At 73.2% G+C, this 17,752-nt stretch carries 16 protein-coding genes; 15 read left to right on the forward strand and 1 reads right to left on the reverse strand.

The genetic code is table 11. From position 1 onward, the window contains the following. The first annotated feature begins 193 nt into the window (after positions 1-193). The 13 genes from pgsA (at position 194) to ACFQRF_RS26305 (ending at position 12,989) form a co-directional block, all read left to right on the forward strand. Entirely contained in the window at positions 194-814 is a 621-nt protein-coding gene (gene pgsA, locus ACFQRF_RS26245; RefSeq protein ID WP_379873972.1) for a phosphatidylinositol phosphate synthase, read from the forward strand. A 16-nt stretch (positions 815-830) separates the two neighbouring features. Further along, positions 831-1,754, forward strand: coding sequence for a phosphatidylinositol mannoside acyltransferase (locus ACFQRF_RS26250; RefSeq protein WP_379873973.1), 924 nt, complete (start codon positions 831-833; stop codon positions 1,752-1,754). A gap of 76 nt (positions 1,755-1,830) precedes the next feature. Continuing rightward, positions 1,831-2,982, forward strand: coding sequence for a glycosyltransferase family 4 protein (locus ACFQRF_RS26255; protein ID WP_379873975.1), 1,152 nt, complete (start codon positions 1,831-1,833; stop codon positions 2,980-2,982). Between the two features lie 18 nt (positions 2,983-3,000). Further along, entirely contained in the window at positions 3,001-3,567 is a 567-nt protein-coding gene (locus ACFQRF_RS26260; RefSeq protein WP_379873977.1) for a hypothetical protein, read from the forward strand. A 145-nt stretch (positions 3,568-3,712) separates the two neighbouring features. Then, a complete protein-coding gene (pdxS, locus tag ACFQRF_RS26265) occupies positions 3,713-4,681 on the forward strand; it encodes a pyridoxal 5'-phosphate synthase lyase subunit PdxS (protein WP_379873979.1) in 969 nt (322 codons plus the stop codon). Between the two features lie 139 nt (positions 4,682-4,820). Then, positions 4,821-5,429: a pyridoxal 5'-phosphate synthase glutaminase subunit PdxT gene (gene pdxT / locus ACFQRF_RS26270; protein ID WP_379873981.1), complete on the forward strand. Its 609-nt coding sequence runs from the start codon at positions 4,821-4,823 to the stop codon at positions 5,427-5,429. After that, a complete protein-coding gene (locus ACFQRF_RS26275) occupies positions 5,426-6,175 on the forward strand; it encodes a YebC/PmpR family DNA-binding transcriptional regulator (RefSeq protein WP_379873983.1) in 750 nt (249 codons plus the stop codon). The genes pdxT and ACFQRF_RS26275 overlap by 4 nt, the downstream gene beginning before the upstream one ends. 210 nt (positions 6,176-6,385) lie before the next feature. Next, the gene (gene ruvC, locus ACFQRF_RS26280; protein ID WP_379873985.1) at positions 6,386-6,934 is read left to right on the forward strand and encodes a crossover junction endodeoxyribonuclease RuvC; all 549 of its coding nucleotides are present in this window, start codon (positions 6,386-6,388) and stop codon (positions 6,932-6,934) included. Between the two features lie 70 nt (positions 6,935-7,004). Continuing rightward, positions 7,005-7,613, forward strand: a complete 609-nt coding sequence (gene ruvA, locus ACFQRF_RS26285) for a Holliday junction branch migration protein RuvA (RefSeq protein ID WP_379873986.1) — start codon at positions 7,005-7,007, stop codon at positions 7,611-7,613. A 9-nt stretch (positions 7,614-7,622) separates the two neighbouring features. Beyond that, positions 7,623-8,726 (forward strand): Holliday junction branch migration DNA helicase RuvB, encoded by a 1,104-nt coding sequence (gene ruvB / locus ACFQRF_RS26290; RefSeq protein ID WP_379873988.1) that lies wholly within the window; start codon positions 7,623-7,625, stop codon positions 8,724-8,726. 274 nt (positions 8,727-9,000) lie between these two features. Next, positions 9,001-9,384 (forward strand): preprotein translocase subunit YajC, encoded by a 384-nt coding sequence (yajC, locus tag ACFQRF_RS26295; RefSeq protein WP_379873989.1) that lies wholly within the window; start codon positions 9,001-9,003, stop codon positions 9,382-9,384. A 175-nt stretch (positions 9,385-9,559) separates the two neighbouring features. Beyond that, a complete protein-coding gene (locus tag ACFQRF_RS26300; RefSeq protein ID WP_379873991.1) occupies positions 9,560-10,090 on the forward strand; it encodes an adenine phosphoribosyltransferase in 531 nt (176 codons plus the stop codon). Between the two features lie 715 nt (positions 10,091-10,805). Beyond that, entirely contained in the window at positions 10,806-12,989 is a 2,184-nt protein-coding gene (locus ACFQRF_RS26305) for a RelA/SpoT family protein (RefSeq protein ID WP_379874055.1), read from the forward strand. 79 nt (positions 12,990-13,068) lie between these two features. On the opposite strand, the gene ACFQRF_RS26310 is transcribed toward ACFQRF_RS26305, so the two are convergent. Next, positions 13,069-14,301, reverse strand: a complete 1,233-nt coding sequence (locus ACFQRF_RS26310) for a DUF349 domain-containing protein (protein WP_379873993.1) — start codon at positions 14,299-14,301, stop codon at positions 13,069-13,071. Between the two features lie 552 nt (positions 14,302-14,853). Here ACFQRF_RS26310 and ACFQRF_RS26315 point away from each other — a divergent pair. Then, positions 14,854-15,537 (forward strand): MBL fold metallo-hydrolase, encoded by a 684-nt coding sequence (locus tag ACFQRF_RS26315; RefSeq protein WP_379873994.1) that lies wholly within the window; start codon positions 14,854-14,856, stop codon positions 15,535-15,537. Between the two features lie 188 nt (positions 15,538-15,725). Continuing rightward, entirely contained in the window at positions 15,726-17,480 is a 1,755-nt protein-coding gene (gene aspS / locus ACFQRF_RS26320) for an aspartate--tRNA ligase (protein ID WP_379873996.1), read from the forward strand. Positions 17,481-17,752 lie beyond the last annotated feature (272 nt).

Raw genomic sequence — 17,752 nt, forward strand, 5'->3', positions numbered from 1 at the left:
CGCGCCGGCCGCCCGCACCGCTCGGTACCAGCGGCATCACGGCTCGCCGCCGGAGCGCGCGGCCGTCCGGTGCCGTTCGCGGCCCGGCGCGGCGAGCGCGCCGCCGCCGCGCCGGGCGGGCCCATGCCGGGCGCCGCACCGGCGGAGGCGTCGTCCACACGGTGGCCCGAGCGCCTTACGATCTGAAGCAGTCATGCTGAGAATCCTGCGACCCGCACTCGCCCGGCTGCTGTTCCCGATCGGCAGGGGGCTGGCCAGGCTGGGCGTCACCCCGAACATGGTCACGCTCGTGGGAACCGCCGGTGTGGTGGCCGGCGCGCTCTTCTGCTACCCGCGCGGCGACCTCTTCGTCGGCACCCTCGTGATCACGCTCTTCGTGCTCTTCGACATGCTCGACGGCGCGGTCGCCCGCGCCACCGGCGCCACCAGCAAGTGGGGCGCCTTCCTGGACTCCACCCTGGACCGGCTGTCCGACGCGGCCGTCTTCTCCGGACTGCTGCTGTGGTTCATGACCGAGGGCCAGGACTCCGTGCTGGCCGGCGTCGCGCTGTTCTGCATGGTCGCCGGATTCGGGGTCTCCTACATCAAGGCCCGCGCGGAGGGACTGGGCGTCAACTGCGATGTCGGCGTCGCCGAGCGCACCGAGCGGCTGATCCTCGTGCTCGTCTCCGTCGGGCTGCACGGCATGGGCGTCCCCTACGTTCTCGCCGGTGGGCTGTGGCTGCTCGCCGTCCTCAGCGCGGTGACCATCGTGCAGCGCCTGCTGGAGACCCGCGCCCGCCTCATGGAGGCCAGCGCGGCCGGCAGCGCCTGACCGGGGAGAGAGGGGCATGGCCGAACGGCTGGCCGCGGCGGCCTACGCCGCAGGCTGGACGCTGGTGCGCCGGGTGCCCGAGCCCGTCGGCCGCTGGGTCTTCACCCGGATCGCCGACCTCGCGTGGCGGCGGCGCACGGCCGGGGCACGCCGCCTGGAGGCCAACCTGCGCCGGGTGGTCGGCCCCGGCACTCCGCCGGAACGGTTGCGCGCCCTCGTGCGCGCCGGAATGCGGTCCTACCTCCGCTACTGGTACGAGGTGTTCCGGATTCCGGCGATGAGCCGCGCGACCATCCTCGACCGCACCCGCTCCAGCGGCGTGGCGGTGCTGGACCGGCACCTGGCCTCGGGGCGCGGGGTGGTCGCCGCCCTGCCGCACATGGGCAATTGGGACCACGCGGGCGCGTGGATCGCGCTGCGCGGCGCCCGGCCGACCACGGTCGCCCAGCGGCTGCGTCCCGAGGGGCTGTTCGAACGGTTCGTCGCGTTCCGCACCGCGCTGGGGATCGAGGTGCTGCCCCTCACCGGTGGCGAGCGCAGCACCGCCGGGCTGCTGGCCCGCCGGTTGCGCGCCGGTGGCCTGGTGTGTCTGCTCGCCGACCGTGACCTCACCGCCCAGGGCGTCCCGGTGACCTTCTTCGGGGAGCCGGCCCGAATGCCGGCCGGGCCGGCCGCGTTGGCCGAGCGCACCGGCGCCGCGCTGCTGCCGGTGTCGCTGTGGTACGACGGCCCGCACTGGCGGATCCGGGTGCACGAGGAGATCCCGGTCCCCGACGCGCCGGACCGGCCCACCCGCGTCCGCGAGATGACCCAGCGGCTGGCCGAGGTGTTCGAGCAGGCCATCGCCGCGCACCCCGAGGACTGGCACATGCTGCAGCGCGTGTTCGACGCCGACGCGGAATCCCACCGTCCGGCGCCGTCCGCGGATAACTTGGGTTGACAGTCCCGGTGCCGGCCCCGCCGGGCCGAGGGCTGCTCCGGTGGTCCGGTCGTCTGGTCGAGTGTGCGGTGAGTCGATGCGTGTCGGTCTGGTCTGCCCCTACACCTGGGACGTCCCCGGAGGGGTGCAGCAGCACGTCGGCGACCTGGCCGAGGCGCTCATGGCGATGGGGCACGAGGTGTCGGTACTGACGCCCTGCGAGCCCGGCACCGAGCTGCCCGCCCACATCGTCCCGGCCGGTGGCGCCGTGCCGGTCCCGTACAACGGGTCGGTGGCCCGCCTGGCGTTCGGCTTCCGCGCCGCCGCCCGGGTCCGGCGCTGGATCCGCGACGGCGGGTTCGACGTGCTGCACGTGCACGAGCCCGCGGCGCCCAGCCTCTCCCTGCTGGCCTGCTGGGTCGCCGAGGGCCCCATCGTGGCGACCTTCCACACCTCCAACCCGCGCTCGCGGGCCATGTCGGCGTCGGCCGCCGCGCTGCGCACCGCGCTGGAGAAGATCAACGGCCGGATCGCGGTCTCGGAAGCGGCGCGCCGCACCCTCGTCGAGCACCTGGGCGGCGACGCGGTGCTCATCCCGAACGGCGTCGCCGTGCACCGGTTCGAGCACGCCGCGCCGCTGGACGGCTGGCCGGGCCCCGGCGGCGCCATTGGTTTCCTCGGCCGCATGGACGAGCCCCGCAAGGGCCTGCCGGTGCTGCTGAGCGCGTTCGGCCTGCTCGCCCGGCGGCGTCCCGGCCTGCGGCTGCTCGTCGCCGGTCCCGGCGACGGCGGGGAGGCGCTGGCCCGAGTCGACCCGGAACTGCGCTCCCGCGTGGTGCTGCTCGGCCGGGTCGACGAGGCCGACAAGGCGCGCGTCTACCGTTCCGTCGACGTCTTCTGCGCGCCCAACCTGGGCGGCGAGAGCTTCGGGATCGTGCTCACCGAAGCGATGTCGGCCGGGGCGCCGGTCCTGGCCAGTGACATCCCCGCGTTCCGCCACGTGCTGCGCGACGGCGCCGCCGGGGCGCTGTTCGACGCGGGCGACCCCGCGCACCTGGCGCACGCGGCCGGCGCGCTGCTCGACGACCCGGACCGCCGCGCCGAGCTGTCCGGCGCGGCCCGGTCCGCGGTGCGGCGCTACGACTGGCGTACGGTCGCCGCCGACGTCGTGCGGGTCTATGAGACGGTGGTGCCCACCGGAACCGACCACGCCCGGCCCGTCTCCGTCGGCCGCGCCGGCCTCCAGTAGGCGAGGAGAGAACCCCTGATGCTCGCCGACATCGTCTCCACCGTCACGACGGTGTTCGCGCTGCTGGTGCTGCTGTCCTTCTACGTCTCCTGGCGGGCCGGCCGGCTGGACCGGCTGCACACCCGGGTGGAGACGGCGCACGCAGCCCTCGACGCGGCGCTGCTGCGGCGCAGCGCGGTCGTGCTGGAGCTGGCCGCGGCCGGCGAGCTGGAGCCGGCCTCCCGGGTGCTGCTCGCCGACGCCGCCGGGCGGGCGCGGCGGGCCGAGGGGGCACGCGAGCGGGAACTGGCCGAGAGCGCCCTGTCACGGGCGCTGCGCGCGGTGGTCGGCCAGCCGGGCTTCCGGGAGGGGCTGGGCGCCGGCGCCGCGTCGGGGGGCGACGACCTGCTCGGCGAGGTCGCCGCCGCGGCCCGCCGGGTGCACATCGCGCGCCGGTTCTACAACGACGCGGTCGCGGCCACCCGCGAGGCCCGCGCCGGCCGGCTGGTCCGGACGCTGCGGCTGGCCGGCCGCGCGCCGCTGCCGGACTTCTTCGAGATCGATGACGAACCGCCCGACGTCGATGGGGCCGGCGGGCCGGCGTGAGGGGGAGCGGCCGCACCCGCCGGGCGGCTCCGGCCTCGACACACTGGAAAGTCTCCTGTCTGTCTTATGCCGACATGTCATGAAAGTGGGTTTCGCGGAGGTTTTACCATGGAGAGAGCGCAGGAACGGCCACCCGGCCGGCGCGATGTCCAGATTCATCCTCCGCGCATCCGTGTCCGTTCAGAACTTGGAGTCCGCAACCGTGGCCAACACCGCTGAGAACTCGACCGAGAGCACGGTCGGCACCACCCGTGTCAAGCGCGGCATGGCCGAACAGCTCAAGAACGGTGTGATCATGGACGTGGTCACGCCCGAGCAGGCGAAGATCGCCGAGGACGCCGGCGCCGTCGCCGTCATGGCCCTGGAGCGGGTGCCCGCCGACATCCGCCGCGACGGCGGTGTGGCGCGCATGTCCGACCCCGACATGATCGACGGCATCATCGAGGCCGTCTCCATCCCGGTCATGGCCAAGGCGCGCATCGGCCACTTCGTCGAGGCCCAGGTGCTGCAGGCCCTGGGCGTCGACTTCATCGACGAGTCCGAGGTCCTCACCCCCGCCGACGAGGCCTACCACATCGACAAGTGGGCGTTCACCGTCCCCTTCGTCTGCGGTGCGACCAACCTCGGCGAGGCGCTGCGGAGGATCGGCGAGGGTGCCGCCATGATCCGGTCCAAGGGCGAGGCCGGTACCGGCAACGTCGTCGAGGCCACCCGGCACATGCGGCAGATCCGCGGCGAGATCCGCCGGCTGGGCACCCTTGACGAAGCGGAGCTGTTCGGCGCGGCCAAGGAGCTGCGTGCCCCCTACGAGGTCGTCAAGGAGGTGGCCAGGCTCGGCAAGCTGCCGGTGCCGCTGTTCTCCGCCGGCGGTGTCGCCACCCCGGCCGACGCCGCGCTGATGCGCCAGCTCGGCGCCGAGAGCGTCTTCGTCGGCTCCGGCATCTTCAAGTCCGGCGACCCGGCCAAGCGCGCCGACGCGATCGTGCAGGCCACCCTGCACTACAACGACCCCGAGGTCATCGCCAAGGTGTCCCGCGGCCTCGGCGAGGCCATGGTCGGCATCAACCTGGACGAGCTCGACGAGAGCCAGCGCTACGCCGGCCGCGGCTGGTAGCCGGCGGCCGGTGCCGCGTCCGGTGCGTTCCGCCGCGCCGGACGCGCGGTGCCCCGTCCGCGAACGTCTAGGGTGAGGAACGCGGTCCGCCGGGCGGCGGACCGCGTTCTCCCGCGGCCAACACAAGTGAGGTTGCCCCGTGTCCGCCAGTCCCACCATCGGCGTGCTCGCCCTGCAGGGCGACGTCGCCGAGCACCAGCGCGTCCTGGACGGGCTCGGCGCGCGCAGCGTCGCGGTGCTGCGCGCCGAGCAGCTCGACCGCGTCGACGGGCTGGTCATCCCCGGCGGCGAGTCGACCACCATGTCCAAGCTCGCGGTGCGTTACGACCTGATGGAGCCGCTGCGCAAGCACGTCCGCTCCGGCCTGCCGGCCTACGGCACGTGCGCCGGAATGATCATGCTCGCCGACCGCATCCTCGACGGCATCACCGGGCAGCAGACCGTCGGCGGCATCGACATGACGGTGCGCCGCAACGCCTTCGGGCGGCAGACGGAGTCCTTCGAGGCGCGGGTCGCCGTCGAGGGCGTGACCGGCGGACCGTTCGACGCGGTCTTCATCCGCGCACCCTGGGTGGAGTCCGTGGGGCCCGATGTGGCGGTGCTCGGGCAGGTCCCGCGTGGAGAACGGGCCGGTAGGATCGTCGCGGTACGCCAGGGGAGCCTTCTGGCGACGTCGTTCCACCCCGAACTCACCGGGGACGCGCGCATCCACCGGCTCTTCGTCGACATGGTGAAAGGACACGCATGAGCGGCCACTCCAAGTGGGCCACCACCAAGCACAAGAAAGCCGTCATCGACGCCAAGCGCGGCAAGCTGTTCGCCAAGCTGATCAAGAACGTCGAGGTGGCCGCGCGCACGGGTGGCGGAGACCCCGAGGGCAACCCCACGCTGTACGACGCCATCCAGAAGGCACGTAAGAACTCCGTCCCGCTGGACAACATCGAGCGCGCCCGCAAGCGCGGCGCCGGTGAAGAGGCGGGCGGCGCCGACTGGCAGACCATCATGTACGAGGGCTACGGCCCGGGCGGCGTGGCGCTGCTGGTGGAGTGCCTGACCGACAACCGCAACCGCGCGGCCTCGGAGGTGCGGGTGGCCGTCACCCGCAACGGCGGCTCCATGGCCGACGCCGGATCGGTCTCCTACCTCTTCAACCGCAAGGGCGTCGTGATCGTGCCGAAGGAGGGCACCAGCGAGGACGACGTCATGCTGGCCGTCGCCGACGCCGGCGCCGAGGACGTCAACGACCTCGGCGAGGCGTTCGAGGTGATCTCCGAGGCCGGTGACCTCGTCGCGGTGCGCACCGCGCTACAGGAGGCCGGAATCGACTACGAGTCGGCCGAGACCAACTTCCTGCCCAGCCTGGAGGTGCCGGTCGACGAGGAGAACGCCAAGAAGGTGCTGCGCATCGTCGACGCCCTGGAGGACTCCGACGACGTGCAGAACGTCTTCACCAACGCCGACATCCCCGACGACATCATGGAGCGGATCGGCTGACGCCGACCGCACCGCGCCGGGCCCCGACCGCGCCGGCCGGACCGGTGCGCGGCGTCCGCCGCCGCGCGCACCGGTCCGGCCGGCGCGTCGCGTCTCGCCGGTGTCCGCCCGTTCGCGGCCGGGCGGGAGTGTCCGGATCCCCGGTGACACCGGCGACCGGTAGGCTCTGCGAACGGACGTTCGAGGCCGGAGCGGGACGGGAGAGCGCGCGTGCGGGTACTGGGGATCGACCCGGGGCTGACCCGGTGCGGGGTCGGAGTGGTGGACGGGTCGGTCGGGCGGCCGCTCACCCTGGTCGCGGCCGGCGCCGTGCGCACCCCCGCCGACCAGGAACTGCCCGACCGGCTGCTCGGCGTCGAGCGCGGCGTGCAGGAGTGGCTGGAGGAGTACCGCCCCGACGCCGTGGCCGTGGAGCGGGTGTTCGCCCAGCACAACCTCAGCACCGTCATGGGCACCGCCCAGGCCAGCGCCATCGCCATCGCCTGTGCCGCACGCCGCGGCCTGCCGGTGGCACTGCACACCCCCAGCGAGGTCAAGGCCGCCATCACGGGCAGCGGTCGCGCGGACAAGGCCCAGGTGGGCACCATGGTCGCCCGGCTGCTGAACCTGGACGGCCCGCCCCGGCCCGCCGACGCCGCCGACGCGGTGGCGCTGGCCATCTGCCACATCTGGCGGGGCGGCGCGCAGCAGCGCGTGGCCCGCGCCCAGCAGGAGTTCGCCCGTAAGGTCGAACTCGCCCGCCAGGCCCGCGGCCGGTGACCGCACGGCCCCCGCGCGCGGGCGGCGCGGCGGCAGTGGACGAACCGTCGACGAACGAGGAGCAGCAGTCGTGATCGCCTCCCTGAGCGGCAGGGTCGCCGCGCGCAGCGCCGGATCGGCCGTCATCGAGGTGGGCGGGGTCGGCATGACCGTGCAGTGCACCCCGGCGACGCTGTCGCGGCTGCGGGTGGGCGAGCCGGCGACCGTGGCCACCTCGCTGGTTGTCCGCGAGGACTCCCTCACCCTGTACGGGTTCGCCGACGCCGACGAGCGTGACGTCTTCGAACGGCTGCAGACGGCCGGCGGAGTCGGCCCGCGGCTCGCGCTGGCCATGCTCGCCGTGCACAGCCCGGACGCGCTGCGCCGCGCCGTGGCCACCGAGGACACCGGCGCGCTCACCCGGGTGCCGGGCATCGGGAAGAAGGGCGCGCAGCGCATCGTGCTGGAACTGCGCGACAAGCTCGGCCCCGCCGCCGGTGACCAGCCGGACCCGGCCCGGGAGGCGGCGCCCGCCCCGGCGGCCTGGCGGCCGCAGGTCGTGTCGGGGCTGGTCAACCTCGGCTGGTCCGGCCGCGACGCCGAGCGCGCGGCGGACGCCGTGGCGGCCGAGGCCGAGTCCGGCACGGCCGACGTCGCCGTCCTGCTCCGCAGCGCCCTGCGCAAGCTGAGCCGGGCCTAGGAGGACGACATGGCCGACCACACCGAGCACGCGGAACAGGACCGGGACATCGTCTCCCCCCAGGCCGACCCGGACGACCGGGCCGCCGAGGGAGCGCTGCGGCCGCGGTGGCTGGCGGACTTCGTCGGCCAGGAACGGGTCCGCGAGCAGCTGTCCCTCGTCCTGCACAGCGCCCAGCGCCGCGGACGCGCACCCGACCACGTGCTGATGTCCGGACCGCCCGGACTCGGCAAGACCACGCTGGCCATGATCATCGCCGCCGAGCTGGGCGCGCCGCTGCGCATCACCTCGGGGCCGGCCATCGAACGCTCCGGCGACCTCGCCGCGGTGCTCTCCACGCTGCACGAGGGCGAGGTGCTCTTCCTCGACGAGATCCACCGCATGGCGCGGCCCGCGGAGGAGATGCTGTACGTCGCCATGGAGGACTACCGGGTGGACGTGGTGGTCGGCAAGGGTCCGGGCGCCACCGCCATTCCGCTGGAGATCGCGCCGTTCACCCTGGTCGGCGCCACCACCCGGGCCGGACTGCTGCCCGCGCCGCTGCGGGACCGGTTCGGATTCGTCGCGCACATGGACTTCTACCGCGCCGACGAGCTGGAACGCATCGTGCGCCGCTCCGCGGAGCTGCTCGGTGCGAAGCTGGACGACGACGCCGCGGCCGAGATCGCCGGCCGCTCCCGTGGCACGCCGCGAATCGCCAACCGGCTGCTGCGCCGGGTCCGCGACTACGCCGAGGTGCGCGCCGACGGCCGGCTCACCCTGGCCACCGCCCGCGCCGCCCTGGAGCTGTACGAGGTGGACGAGCAGGGACTGGACCGGCTGGACCGGGCCGTGCTGCACGCCCTGCTGCGCCGGTTCCGCGGCGGTCCGGTCGGGCTGTCCACCCTCGCGGTCTCGGTGGGGGAGGAGCCCGAGACCGTCGAGGTGGTGGCCGAGCCCTTCCTCGTGCGCTCCGGCTTCGTCGCCCGCACACCCCGCGGGCGGGTGGCCACCCCCGAGGCGTGGCGGCACATGGGCATCGAGCCGCCACTGGACGCCGCGTTCGGCGCGGCCGCCGCCCTGGCGGAGCAGCCCGGCGCGACGCCCCCCGGCCCGGAGAACGGTGGTCCTTGACCGTGCGTTGCCGGAAAACGGACGCCGATCTTGCCCGTCGGCGCGTTCGGTGGCGGGCCGTTGGGGTACCCGGGCGTAGCCTGGAGACCGGCCCGGCAGGTAGGGGGCCGCACGCGCCCGGACCCGGACGAGGAGCACAGCGCCGTGACGATCCGTCCCGCCCGAGGTGGCGCCGGGGAACGCGCGGCACCTCCCGCTCGTTGGAGCAGGGCACGCCCTACGTGCGCCGCCGTATCACGCGCGGCCACCGCGACACCCTAGGAAGGACGCCCACGTGCAGGGGCTCATGACTTATGCCGCAGCCGCCCAACAACCGGGCATGCTGCAGACGCTCATCCCGTTCGTCCTGATCATCGTGGTCTTCTACCTGCTGTTCTGGCGCCCGCAGCAGAAGCGCCGCCAGCAGGAGATGCAGATGCAGAACTCGCTGGTCCCGGGCACCGAGGTGCTCACCAAGGCCGGCATCTACGGCACCGTCGTCGAGGTCCACGACGCGGACGTGGAGCTGGAGATCTCGCCCGGCACCCGCATCCGCATCGTCAAGGCCGGCATCGGCGACGTCATCACGCCGCAGGAGCCGTCCGACGACACCCCGGTCGAGGACCGTCCGGACTACCCCGGCAACGGCGGACCGGACGACGACAAGCCGCGGCCCTAGCGCCCGCGCGGGCCGCCGGCCACCGGCGCCGCCTCCCCAGCGGGGGCCGCGCGGCCGACCGGCCGCGGGACACACCAGACACGGTCGTACCGGCCCCGCTGGCGGGGCCGGTACCGTCGTGCCCGCCCCCGCCCCGCCCGTCCCGCCCGGGACACACCCGAGAACAGCGAAGGCCATGCCGCACGACCTCACCCCCCTCATCGAAGCGCACGTCCGCGACATCCCCGACCACCCCCAGCCCGGGGTGGTGTTCAAGGACATCACGCCGCTGCTCGCCGCTCCCGAAGCCTTCTCCGCCGTGGTCGACGGGCTCGCCGCCGCCTGCGACCCCGACACGGTGGACGTGGTCGTGGGCCTGGAGGCCCGCGGCTTCATCCTCGGCGCGCCCGTGGCGCTGCGCCTCGGGGCCGGCTTCGTGCCGATCCGGAAAGCCGGAAAACTCCCCGCGGCGACGCTGGGGGAGTCCTATGCTCTGGAGTACGGGTCCGCGACGGTGGAGATGCACGCCGACGCCATCGCCCCGGGCAGCCGTGTCCTGGTCGTTGACGACGTGCTCGCCACCGGCGGCACCGGGCAGGCCGCGGTGCGACTGGTCCAGCGGGCCGGTGGTACCGTCGTTGGATTCTCGGTCCTCATGGAACTCGCCTTCCTCAGAGGCCGCGAGAAGCTGTCCGACGTGAAACTGCACGCGCTGAGCACGGTCTGAATCTGCGGCGGGGGCGGGCGGTGGGCGCCCACGGGCGGTCCGCGGGCCGGTCCCCGCATCCCGCGGAGCCGGCCGCCCCGCACGACTGACGTGCGGGGATCCTCGGCCCGGGGCGATAGACTGACGGGCACAACGGCACCACAGCGGCACGTCAGCAGCGGAGAAGTCGTCGTTCACGACACCGGGAGCCGGCGGCCGGTGACGAGGGCGGAACGCGTCATCTCCGCCGCCTTCCGCCCCGGCGCCGACGGTCCTCCGGGGCAGCGTCCTCGGGCGGCGTCCGGTGAGGTTGCTCGGCGATCCGGCGGGCCCGGACCGTCGAGGTGAGCCGCGGGAGGTATGCCCCATGCGAAGTGAAGCGGTTTCGGCCGGAGCGGTGCCCCCGGACACGGGCGCGTTCACGGCCGCGCGAGACTCCACGGGTGCCGCCGTCCCGCCCGCGGACGAGCGGCGCGATCCCGAGTGTCGGGAGGGCGCCGCGCAGGACGTGTCGCCCCGAGACTCCGACCACCCGGCCCCCGCGGCCGAGACCACCCCGGAACCGCCCGGCCCGGCCGCCGCCCCGGCCCCGGACGGCCCACCACCGCCCTCCGACCCCCAGCGGACTGATGACGCCTCCCATGCCCGGCCCGCCGCCACCACCGCGCCCAGTTCGTCCTCGACCGTGCGAGTCCGCCGCCGCCTGGCGCGGCTCGGCGCGCAGCGGGGGGTGACCATGAATCCGGTCCTCGAACCACTGATCAAGACGGTCCGCGCGACCCATCCCAAGGTCGACGTGCGGCTCATCGAGCGCGCCTACGAGGTCGCCGCGCACCACCACCGCGACCAGAAGCGCAAGAGCGGCGACCCCTACATCACGCACCCCCTCGCGGTCGCCACCATCCTCGCCGAACTGGGGATGCAGGAGCCCACGCTCGCCGCGGCGCTGCTGCACGACACCGTCGAGGACACCGACTACACGCTCGCGGAGCTGCGCGCCGACTTCGGCGACGAGATCGCCGAGCTGGTCGACGGCGTCACCAAGCTGGACAAGGTCAAGTACGGCGAGGCCACTCAGGCCGAGACCGTGCGCAAGATGGTCGTGGCCATGGCGCGCGACATCAAGGTCCTGGTGATCAAGCTGTGCGACCGGCTGCACAACATGCGGACGCTGCGCTACCTGCCGCAGGCCAAACGCGAGAAGAAGGCCCGTGAGACGCTGGAGATCTTCGCCCCGCTCGCGCACCGGCTCGGCATGAACACCATCAAGTGGGAGCTGGAGGACCTCGCGTTCGCCACGCTCTACCCCAAGCGGTTCGACGAGATCGCCCGGCTGGTCTCCGAACGCGCACCCCGGCGCGACGTCTACCTCCAGGACGTCATCGAGGCGGTCTCGGCCGACCTGCGCGAGGCCAAGCTCAAGGCGACCGTGCGCGGCCGGCCGAAGCACTACTACTCGATCTACCAGAAGATGATCGCCCGCAACTGCGGCTTCGACGAGATCTACGACCTCGTCGGCATCCGGGTCCTGGTGGACAGCGTCCGCGACTGCTACGCGGCGCTGGGCACCATCCACGCGCGCTGGAACCCGGTGCCGGGACGGTTCAAGGACTACATCGCGATGCCGAAGTTCAACATGTACCAGTCGCTGCACACCACGGTGATCGGACCCGCGGGCAACCCGGTGGAACTGCAGATCCGCACCCGCGCCATGCACCGCCGCGCCGAGTACGGCATCGCCGCGCACTGGAAGTACAAGGAGGACCGGGCGGGCGGCCGTGACGGCGGCGGAAGATCCAAGGGCACCGGCGACATGGCGTGGCTGCGCCAGCTCATCGACTGGCAGCAGGAGAGCAAGGACCCGGGGGAGTTCCTGGAGTCGCTGCGCTTCGACCTGTCGGTCCAGGAGGTGTTCGTCTTCACCCCGCAGGGCGACGTCATCTCCCTGCCGCAGGGCGCCACGCCCGTGGACTTCGCCTACGCCGTGCACACCGAGGTGGGCCACCGCACCGTCGGCGCACGGGTGAACGGCCGGCTGGTGCCCCTGGAGCGGGAGCTGACCAACGGCGAGACCGTGGAGATCCTCACCTCCAAGGCGCAGGACGCGGCGCCCAGCCGCGACTGGCTGAACTTCGTCAAGAGCCCGCGGGCGCGCAACAAGATCCGGCAGTGGTTCACCAAGGAGCGGCGCGAAGCCGCCATCGAGCAGGGCAAGGACGCCATCGCGCGGGTCATGCGCAAGCAGGAGCTGCCCATGAAGCGGCTCTTCAGCGGCGAGGCCCTGCTGGCGCTGGCGCGCGACCTGCGCTACTCCGACGTCGAAGCGCTGTACGCCGCGGTCGGCGAGGGCCACATCGGGGCCCAGCACGTGGTGCAGAAGCTGGTGGAGTCGCTCGGCGGCATCGAGAGCGCCGAGGAGGACCTGGCCGAGACCTCGGTCCCCACCCGGCAGCGGCGCAGCCGGGCGCGCCCGGCCGGCAATCCGGGCGTGGTGGTCGAAGGCGACGCCGACGTGTGGGTGCGGCTGTCCAAGTGCTGCACACCGGTGCCCGGCGACGCCATCATCGGGTTCGTCACCCGCGGCAACGGCGTCTCGGTGCACCGCGAGGACTGCGTCAACGTCTCCGCCCTGGACCCCGAGCGGATGGTCCAGGTGCAGTGGCAGCCCACCGAGGATTCGATGTTCCTGGTGGCCCTGCAGGTCGAGGCGCTGGACCGCACCCGGCTGCTGTCCGACATCACCCGGGTGCTCTCCGACCAGCACGTGAACATCCTGTCGGCGACCGTGCAGACCAGCCGCGACCGGGTGGCGCTGAGCCGCTTCACCTTCGAGATGGCCGACCCCACCCACCTCGGGCACGTACTGCGCGCGGTGCGCGGGGTCGACGGCGTCTACGACGTGTACCGGATGCGCAGCTAGCGGCGCCCGGCCGTCCCCGGAAACGGCGACGGCCGCCCGCACCCTCGGGCGCGGACGGCCGGACGCCGGCGGGTGGGGCTCAGCTCAGTTCGTGCAGCGCCTTCTCGGCCTCGTTCAGCCACGAGCGCCGGGCGGTCAGTGCCTCCTCGGCCTCGCGGACCTTGCGGTCGTTGCCCGCCGCGCGCGCCTTCTCCAGCTGGGTCTCCAGCTGTTCGATGGAGCCGCGCAGCTGGCCGACCGTGGCCTCGGCCCGGGCGCGGGCCTCGGGGTTGGTGCGCTGCCATTCCTGGTCCTCGGCCCGGCGCACGGCCTCCTCGATCTTGCGGAAGGCGCCCTCCAGCCGGTCCCGGGAGTCGCGCGGCGCCGGGCCGGCCTCCTCCCAGCGCTCCTGGTAGTCGCGCAGCCTGGCGCGCGCCTCGCGCGGGTCGCGGACCGGGAGCAGTTCCTCGCGGGCCTCCTCCAGCAGCCGCTCCTTGGCCTCGGCGTTGACCCGCAGCTCGGCGTCGCGCTCGGCGAACACAGCGTTGCGCGCCTCGAAGAACGCGTCCTGCGCGGCCTTGAAGCGCGCCCACAGCCGGTCCTCGCTGGCGCGGTCGGTGCGGCCGGCGGCCTTCCACTGCTGCATGAGTTCGCGGTAGTAGCCCGAGGTGACGCCCCAGTCGGTGGAGTTGCTCAGGGCCTCGGCCTCGGAGACGAGCTTCTCCTTCTCGGCCCGCACCTGCTCGCGCTGCTCGTCCAGCCCGGCGAAGTACTGCTTGCGGCGCTTGGAGAACGCGTTGCGCGCCGCCGACATGCGCTTCCACAGCGCCTGCTCGGTCGGGCGGTCGGTGCGCGGCGCGGCCTTCCACTCGTCGATCAGCTGGCGCATGCGCTCGCCGCCCGACTTCCAGTGGGTGGTCTCGGTGGCCACCCGTTCGGCCTCGGCGACGATCCGCTCCTTGATGGCGCGGGCTTCCCCGCGCGCCTGCTCCTGGGCGTGCTTCTGCTCGACCCGCCGCTTCTCGGCGCGCTCGGTGAGCAGGTCGAGCCGTCGCATGAGGGCGTCGAGGTCGCCGACGGCGTGCGCGTCGGTGACCGCCGTGCGCAGCTTCTGCACGCTGGACAGCGCCTGGCCGGCGGAGAGGTCGGTGGTGTTGAGCCGCTTCTCCAGCAGCTCCACCTCGGTCACCAGGGCGTCGTACTTGCGCTGGAAGAAGGCGAGTGCCTCCTCGGGGGCTCCTGCCTGCCACGACCCGACGACACGTTCGCCCTCGCTCGTGCGCACATAGACCGTGCCGTCGTCGTCTACGCGGCCCCAGGGGTCCGTGGTCACCGTGTCCTCCTGCAGTCATGAGCCCTGCCAGGGCTCCGTGTGGTCGTGACAGCGCTGGCGCGAACCGTCCCGGCCTCTCGCGGGTCACCAGGTCGGTGAATGCTGCCGTGACTAAGCACGATATCTATACGCATGCGCTGATATCGACCTGTGTTGTCGCATTTCAGCGGCAGTCCGCCGGTCGCCGCGCGGTGCCGTGCGCCCAGCCGGGCGGGCACCGGCGGTCGCCGCGGCCGAAACCGCTGCCGACGCCGCGCAGCGCCCACCGCTCGGGCACGACCAATATGACACCGTCCCGCCGTCAGGCAAAGGGGCCGCGGGGCCGCGGTGACCGAATGGTGATGATCGGTGGCGAGCGCCGGTACCGTCCCGTGGATTCCCGGTCGCCCACCGTCCGCGACCTCGGTAGGCTCGGAGTGCCGGACGGGTCCCCGGCACGTCGCGGACGGTCCCGGACCAGCAGCGCCCGCCGCGGCCCGGCCGCCCGCCGGCCCGAGGGACACGCACCACACCAGCAATCGCAGGAACCCGGAAACGAGGTCAGCGCCCGTCGTGCTCATCGCCGCATTCCCCGCCGGACCCCTGGCCGCCAACTGCTACGTGGTCGCCGCCGACGCCGATGGCCCGTGCGTGATCGTCGACCCGGGCCAGGACGCGGTGGACGGCGTGGCCAAGCTGCTGACCGAGCACCGGCTGACCCCCGAGGCCATCCTGCTCACCCACGGTCACTTCGACCACGTGTGGTCGGCGGCCGAACTGTGCGAGGCGCACGGCGTCCCCGTGTACCTGCACCCGGCCGACCGCGCGCTGCTGACCGACCCCGCCGCCGGGCTCGACGCCGGGCTGGCGGCCCAGCTCTCCGCCCTGCTCGGCGACACGGCACCCGGCGAGCCCGCCGATCTGGTGGAGATCGCCGACGGCGACTCCGTGACCCACGCCGGGCTGGAGTTCGCGGTGGCGCACGCGCCCGGTCACACCCCCGGGTCCGTTACCTACGCCCTGACCCCCGGCGCCGGCCGGCCGGACATCCTGTTCACCGGCGACCTGCTGTTCGCCGGCTCCATCGGCCGCACCGATTTCCCCGGCGGCGACCACCCCACGATCCTGCGCAGCCTCGACCGCGTCTGCCTGAGCCGCCCCGACGACACCGTGGTGCTCCCCGGGCACGGGCCGCAGACCAGCATCGGGCGCGAGCGCAGCGGCAATCCGTTCCTGCGCGGCATCACCGGCCGCTGAGCCGCCCGGATCGCGGCTTCCACCACCTCGCACGAGCCACCGGTTGACCGACATGACGAACCACCACCCGCCAGCGGGCTCCTCCGGCGCTGCCGCGCCGCGGCGGCGAGATACCGGCACCGGCCCCGCCGGACACCCGCACCGCCGCGATGATGAGACCATCGAAGAACAGCTGAAGGAGAAGACCGTTGATCCGCACGCATGACGCGGGCACGCTACGCAAGGAGTCCGCCGGCACCGAGGTCGTGCTGGCCGGCTGGGTGGCCCGCCGCCGCGACCACGGCGGTGTCGTCTTCCTCGACCTGCGCGACGCCTCCGGGATCGTGCAGGTCGTGGTCCGCGAGGACGAGCTCGCGCACGACCTCCGCTCGGAGTACTGCATCAGGGTGACCGGCGAGGTCCGGGTCCGCCCGCAGGGGAACGAGAACCCGGAGATCCCCACCGGCGACGTCGAGGTCACCGCCGCCGAGATCGAGGTGCTCAGCGAGGCCGCGCCGCTGCCGTTCCCGCTGGACGGCTCGCAGGAGGTCTCGGAGGAGGCGCGGCTGCGCTACCGCTACCTCGACATCCGGCGCCCCGAGCGCGCCGCCGCGCTGCGGGTGCGCTCCCAGGCCAGCTATGTCGTGCACGACGTGATGCGCGAGCACGGCTTCCTGAACGTGGAGACGCCGTACCTCACCCGGTCCACCCCCGAGGGCGCCCGCGACTTCCTGGTGCCGGTGCGGCTGCAGCCCGGCCACTGGTACGCCCTGCCGCAGTCGCCGCAGCTGTTCAAGCAGCTGCTCATGGTGGGCGGCCTGGAGCGCTACTACCAGATCGCCCGCTGCTTCCGCGACGAGGACTTCCGCGCCGACCGGCAGCCGGAGTTCACCCAGATCGACATCGAGATGAGCTTCGTCGACCAGGAGGACGTCATCTCGGTCGGCGAGCAGCTCGTCGCCCGGCTGTGGAGCGAGGTGCTGGGCTATGAGATCCCGCTGCCGCTGCCGCGCATGCCGTTCCTGGAGGCCATGGACCGGTTCGGCTCGGACAAGCCGGACCTGCGCTTCGGGCAGGAGCTGACCGAGCTCACCGGGTACTTCGCCGAGACGCCGTTCCGCGTCTTCCAGGCTCCCTACGTCGGCGCCGTGGTGATGCCGGGCGGCGCCTCGCAGACCCGGCGTGAGCTGGACGCGTGGCAGGACTGGGCCAAGGCGCGCGGCGCCCGCGGGCTCGCCTACGTGCTCGTGCAGCCCGACGGCACGCTCGGCGGCCCGGTCGCCAAGAACCTCTCGGAGACCGAGCGGACCGGCCTGGCCGCGGCGGTCGGCGCCGCACCGGGCGACTGTGTCTTCTTCGCGGCCGGCGCGCGCCGTTCCGCGCAGGAACTGCTGGGCGCGGCCCGGCTGGAGATCGGCAGGCGGCTCGGCCTCATCGACGAGTCGCAGTGGTCGTTCCTGTGGGTGGTCGACGCCCCGATGTTCGAGGACGACGGCGAGGGCGGCTGGACCTCCGTGCACCACCCGTTCACCGGCCCGAAGCCCGAATGGGCCGCCACCTTCCAGGACGACCCCGGCAACGCGCTGGCCTACGCCTACGACATGGTCTGCAACGGCCTGGAGATCGGCGGCGGCTCGATCCGTATCCACCGCGCCGAGGTCCAGCAGCGCGTCTTCGACGTGCTCGGCATCAGCAAGGCCGAAGCCGAGTCCAAGTTCGGCTTCCTGCTGGAGGCGTTCAAGTTCGGCCCGCCGCCGCACGGCGGGATCGCGTTCGGCTGGGACCGCATCGTCACGCTGCTGACCGGCGGCGACTCCATCCGCGACGTGATCGCCTTCCCCAAGACGGCCTCCGGCGGCGACCCGCTGACCGGCGCGCCGACCCCGATCACCGTGGTGCAGCGGCGTGAGGCCGGCATCGACGCGGTCCCGGAGCTGCCGGACGGAGCCGACGGCGCCTCCTGAGCCGGGGGCGCCGGGTGCCGTAGGGTGGGCCCGGGCAGCCGTCGTGCGTGCCGCCGGCAGGGGAGACGGGTACGGTGCGCGGTACCCGTCACGTCGGTGTAACGATTTCGGCAAAAGGCGACCAGGTGGGACCGGCGATTGGCTGGGATTTTCCGCACCTGGTCGCATTTTGTATTGCTGTGGCGTGTTGTGTGCGATGTTCTGAAGGAGGAACAAAGCGGTTCCGGTGCAGCGCGGACCGCGGTGGACCAGCTGTTCTCTGCCTGCTGCGA

Source organism: Marinactinospora rubrisoli, from assembly GCF_042664915.1.
Lineage (GTDB): Bacteria > Actinomycetota > Actinomycetes > Streptosporangiales > Streptosporangiaceae > Marinitenerispora > Marinitenerispora rubrisoli.

What these genes read in the sequence shown, in the direction of transcription:
- pgsA (WP_379873972.1), top strand. Translation starts at nt 194, where the DNA reads ATGCTGAGAATCCTGCGACCCGCACTCGCCCGGCTGCTGTTCCCGATC.
- ACFQRF_RS26250 (WP_379873973.1), top strand. Translation starts at nt 831, where the DNA reads ATGGCCGAACGGCTGGCCGCGGCGGCCTACGCCGCAGGCTGGACGCTG.
- ACFQRF_RS26255 (WP_379873975.1), top strand. Translation starts at nt 1,831, where the DNA reads ATGCGTGTCGGTCTGGTCTGCCCCTACACCTGGGACGTCCCCGGAGGG.
- ACFQRF_RS26260 (WP_379873977.1), top strand. Translation starts at nt 3,001, where the DNA reads ATGCTCGCCGACATCGTCTCCACCGTCACGACGGTGTTCGCGCTGCTG.
- pdxS (WP_379873979.1), top strand. Translation starts at nt 3,713, where the DNA reads ATGTCCAGATTCATCCTCCGCGCATCCGTGTCCGTTCAGAACTTGGAG.
- ACFQRF_RS26275 (WP_379873983.1), top strand. Translation starts at nt 5,426, where the DNA reads ATGAGCGGCCACTCCAAGTGGGCCACCACCAAGCACAAGAAAGCCGTC.
- ruvB (WP_379873988.1), top strand. Translation starts at nt 7,623, where the DNA reads ATGGCCGACCACACCGAGCACGCGGAACAGGACCGGGACATCGTCTCC.
- ACFQRF_RS26300 (WP_379873991.1), top strand. Translation starts at nt 9,560, where the DNA reads ATGCCGCACGACCTCACCCCCCTCATCGAAGCGCACGTCCGCGACATC.
- ACFQRF_RS26305 (WP_379874055.1), top strand. Translation starts at nt 10,806, where the DNA reads ATGAATCCGGTCCTCGAACCACTGATCAAGACGGTCCGCGCGACCCAT.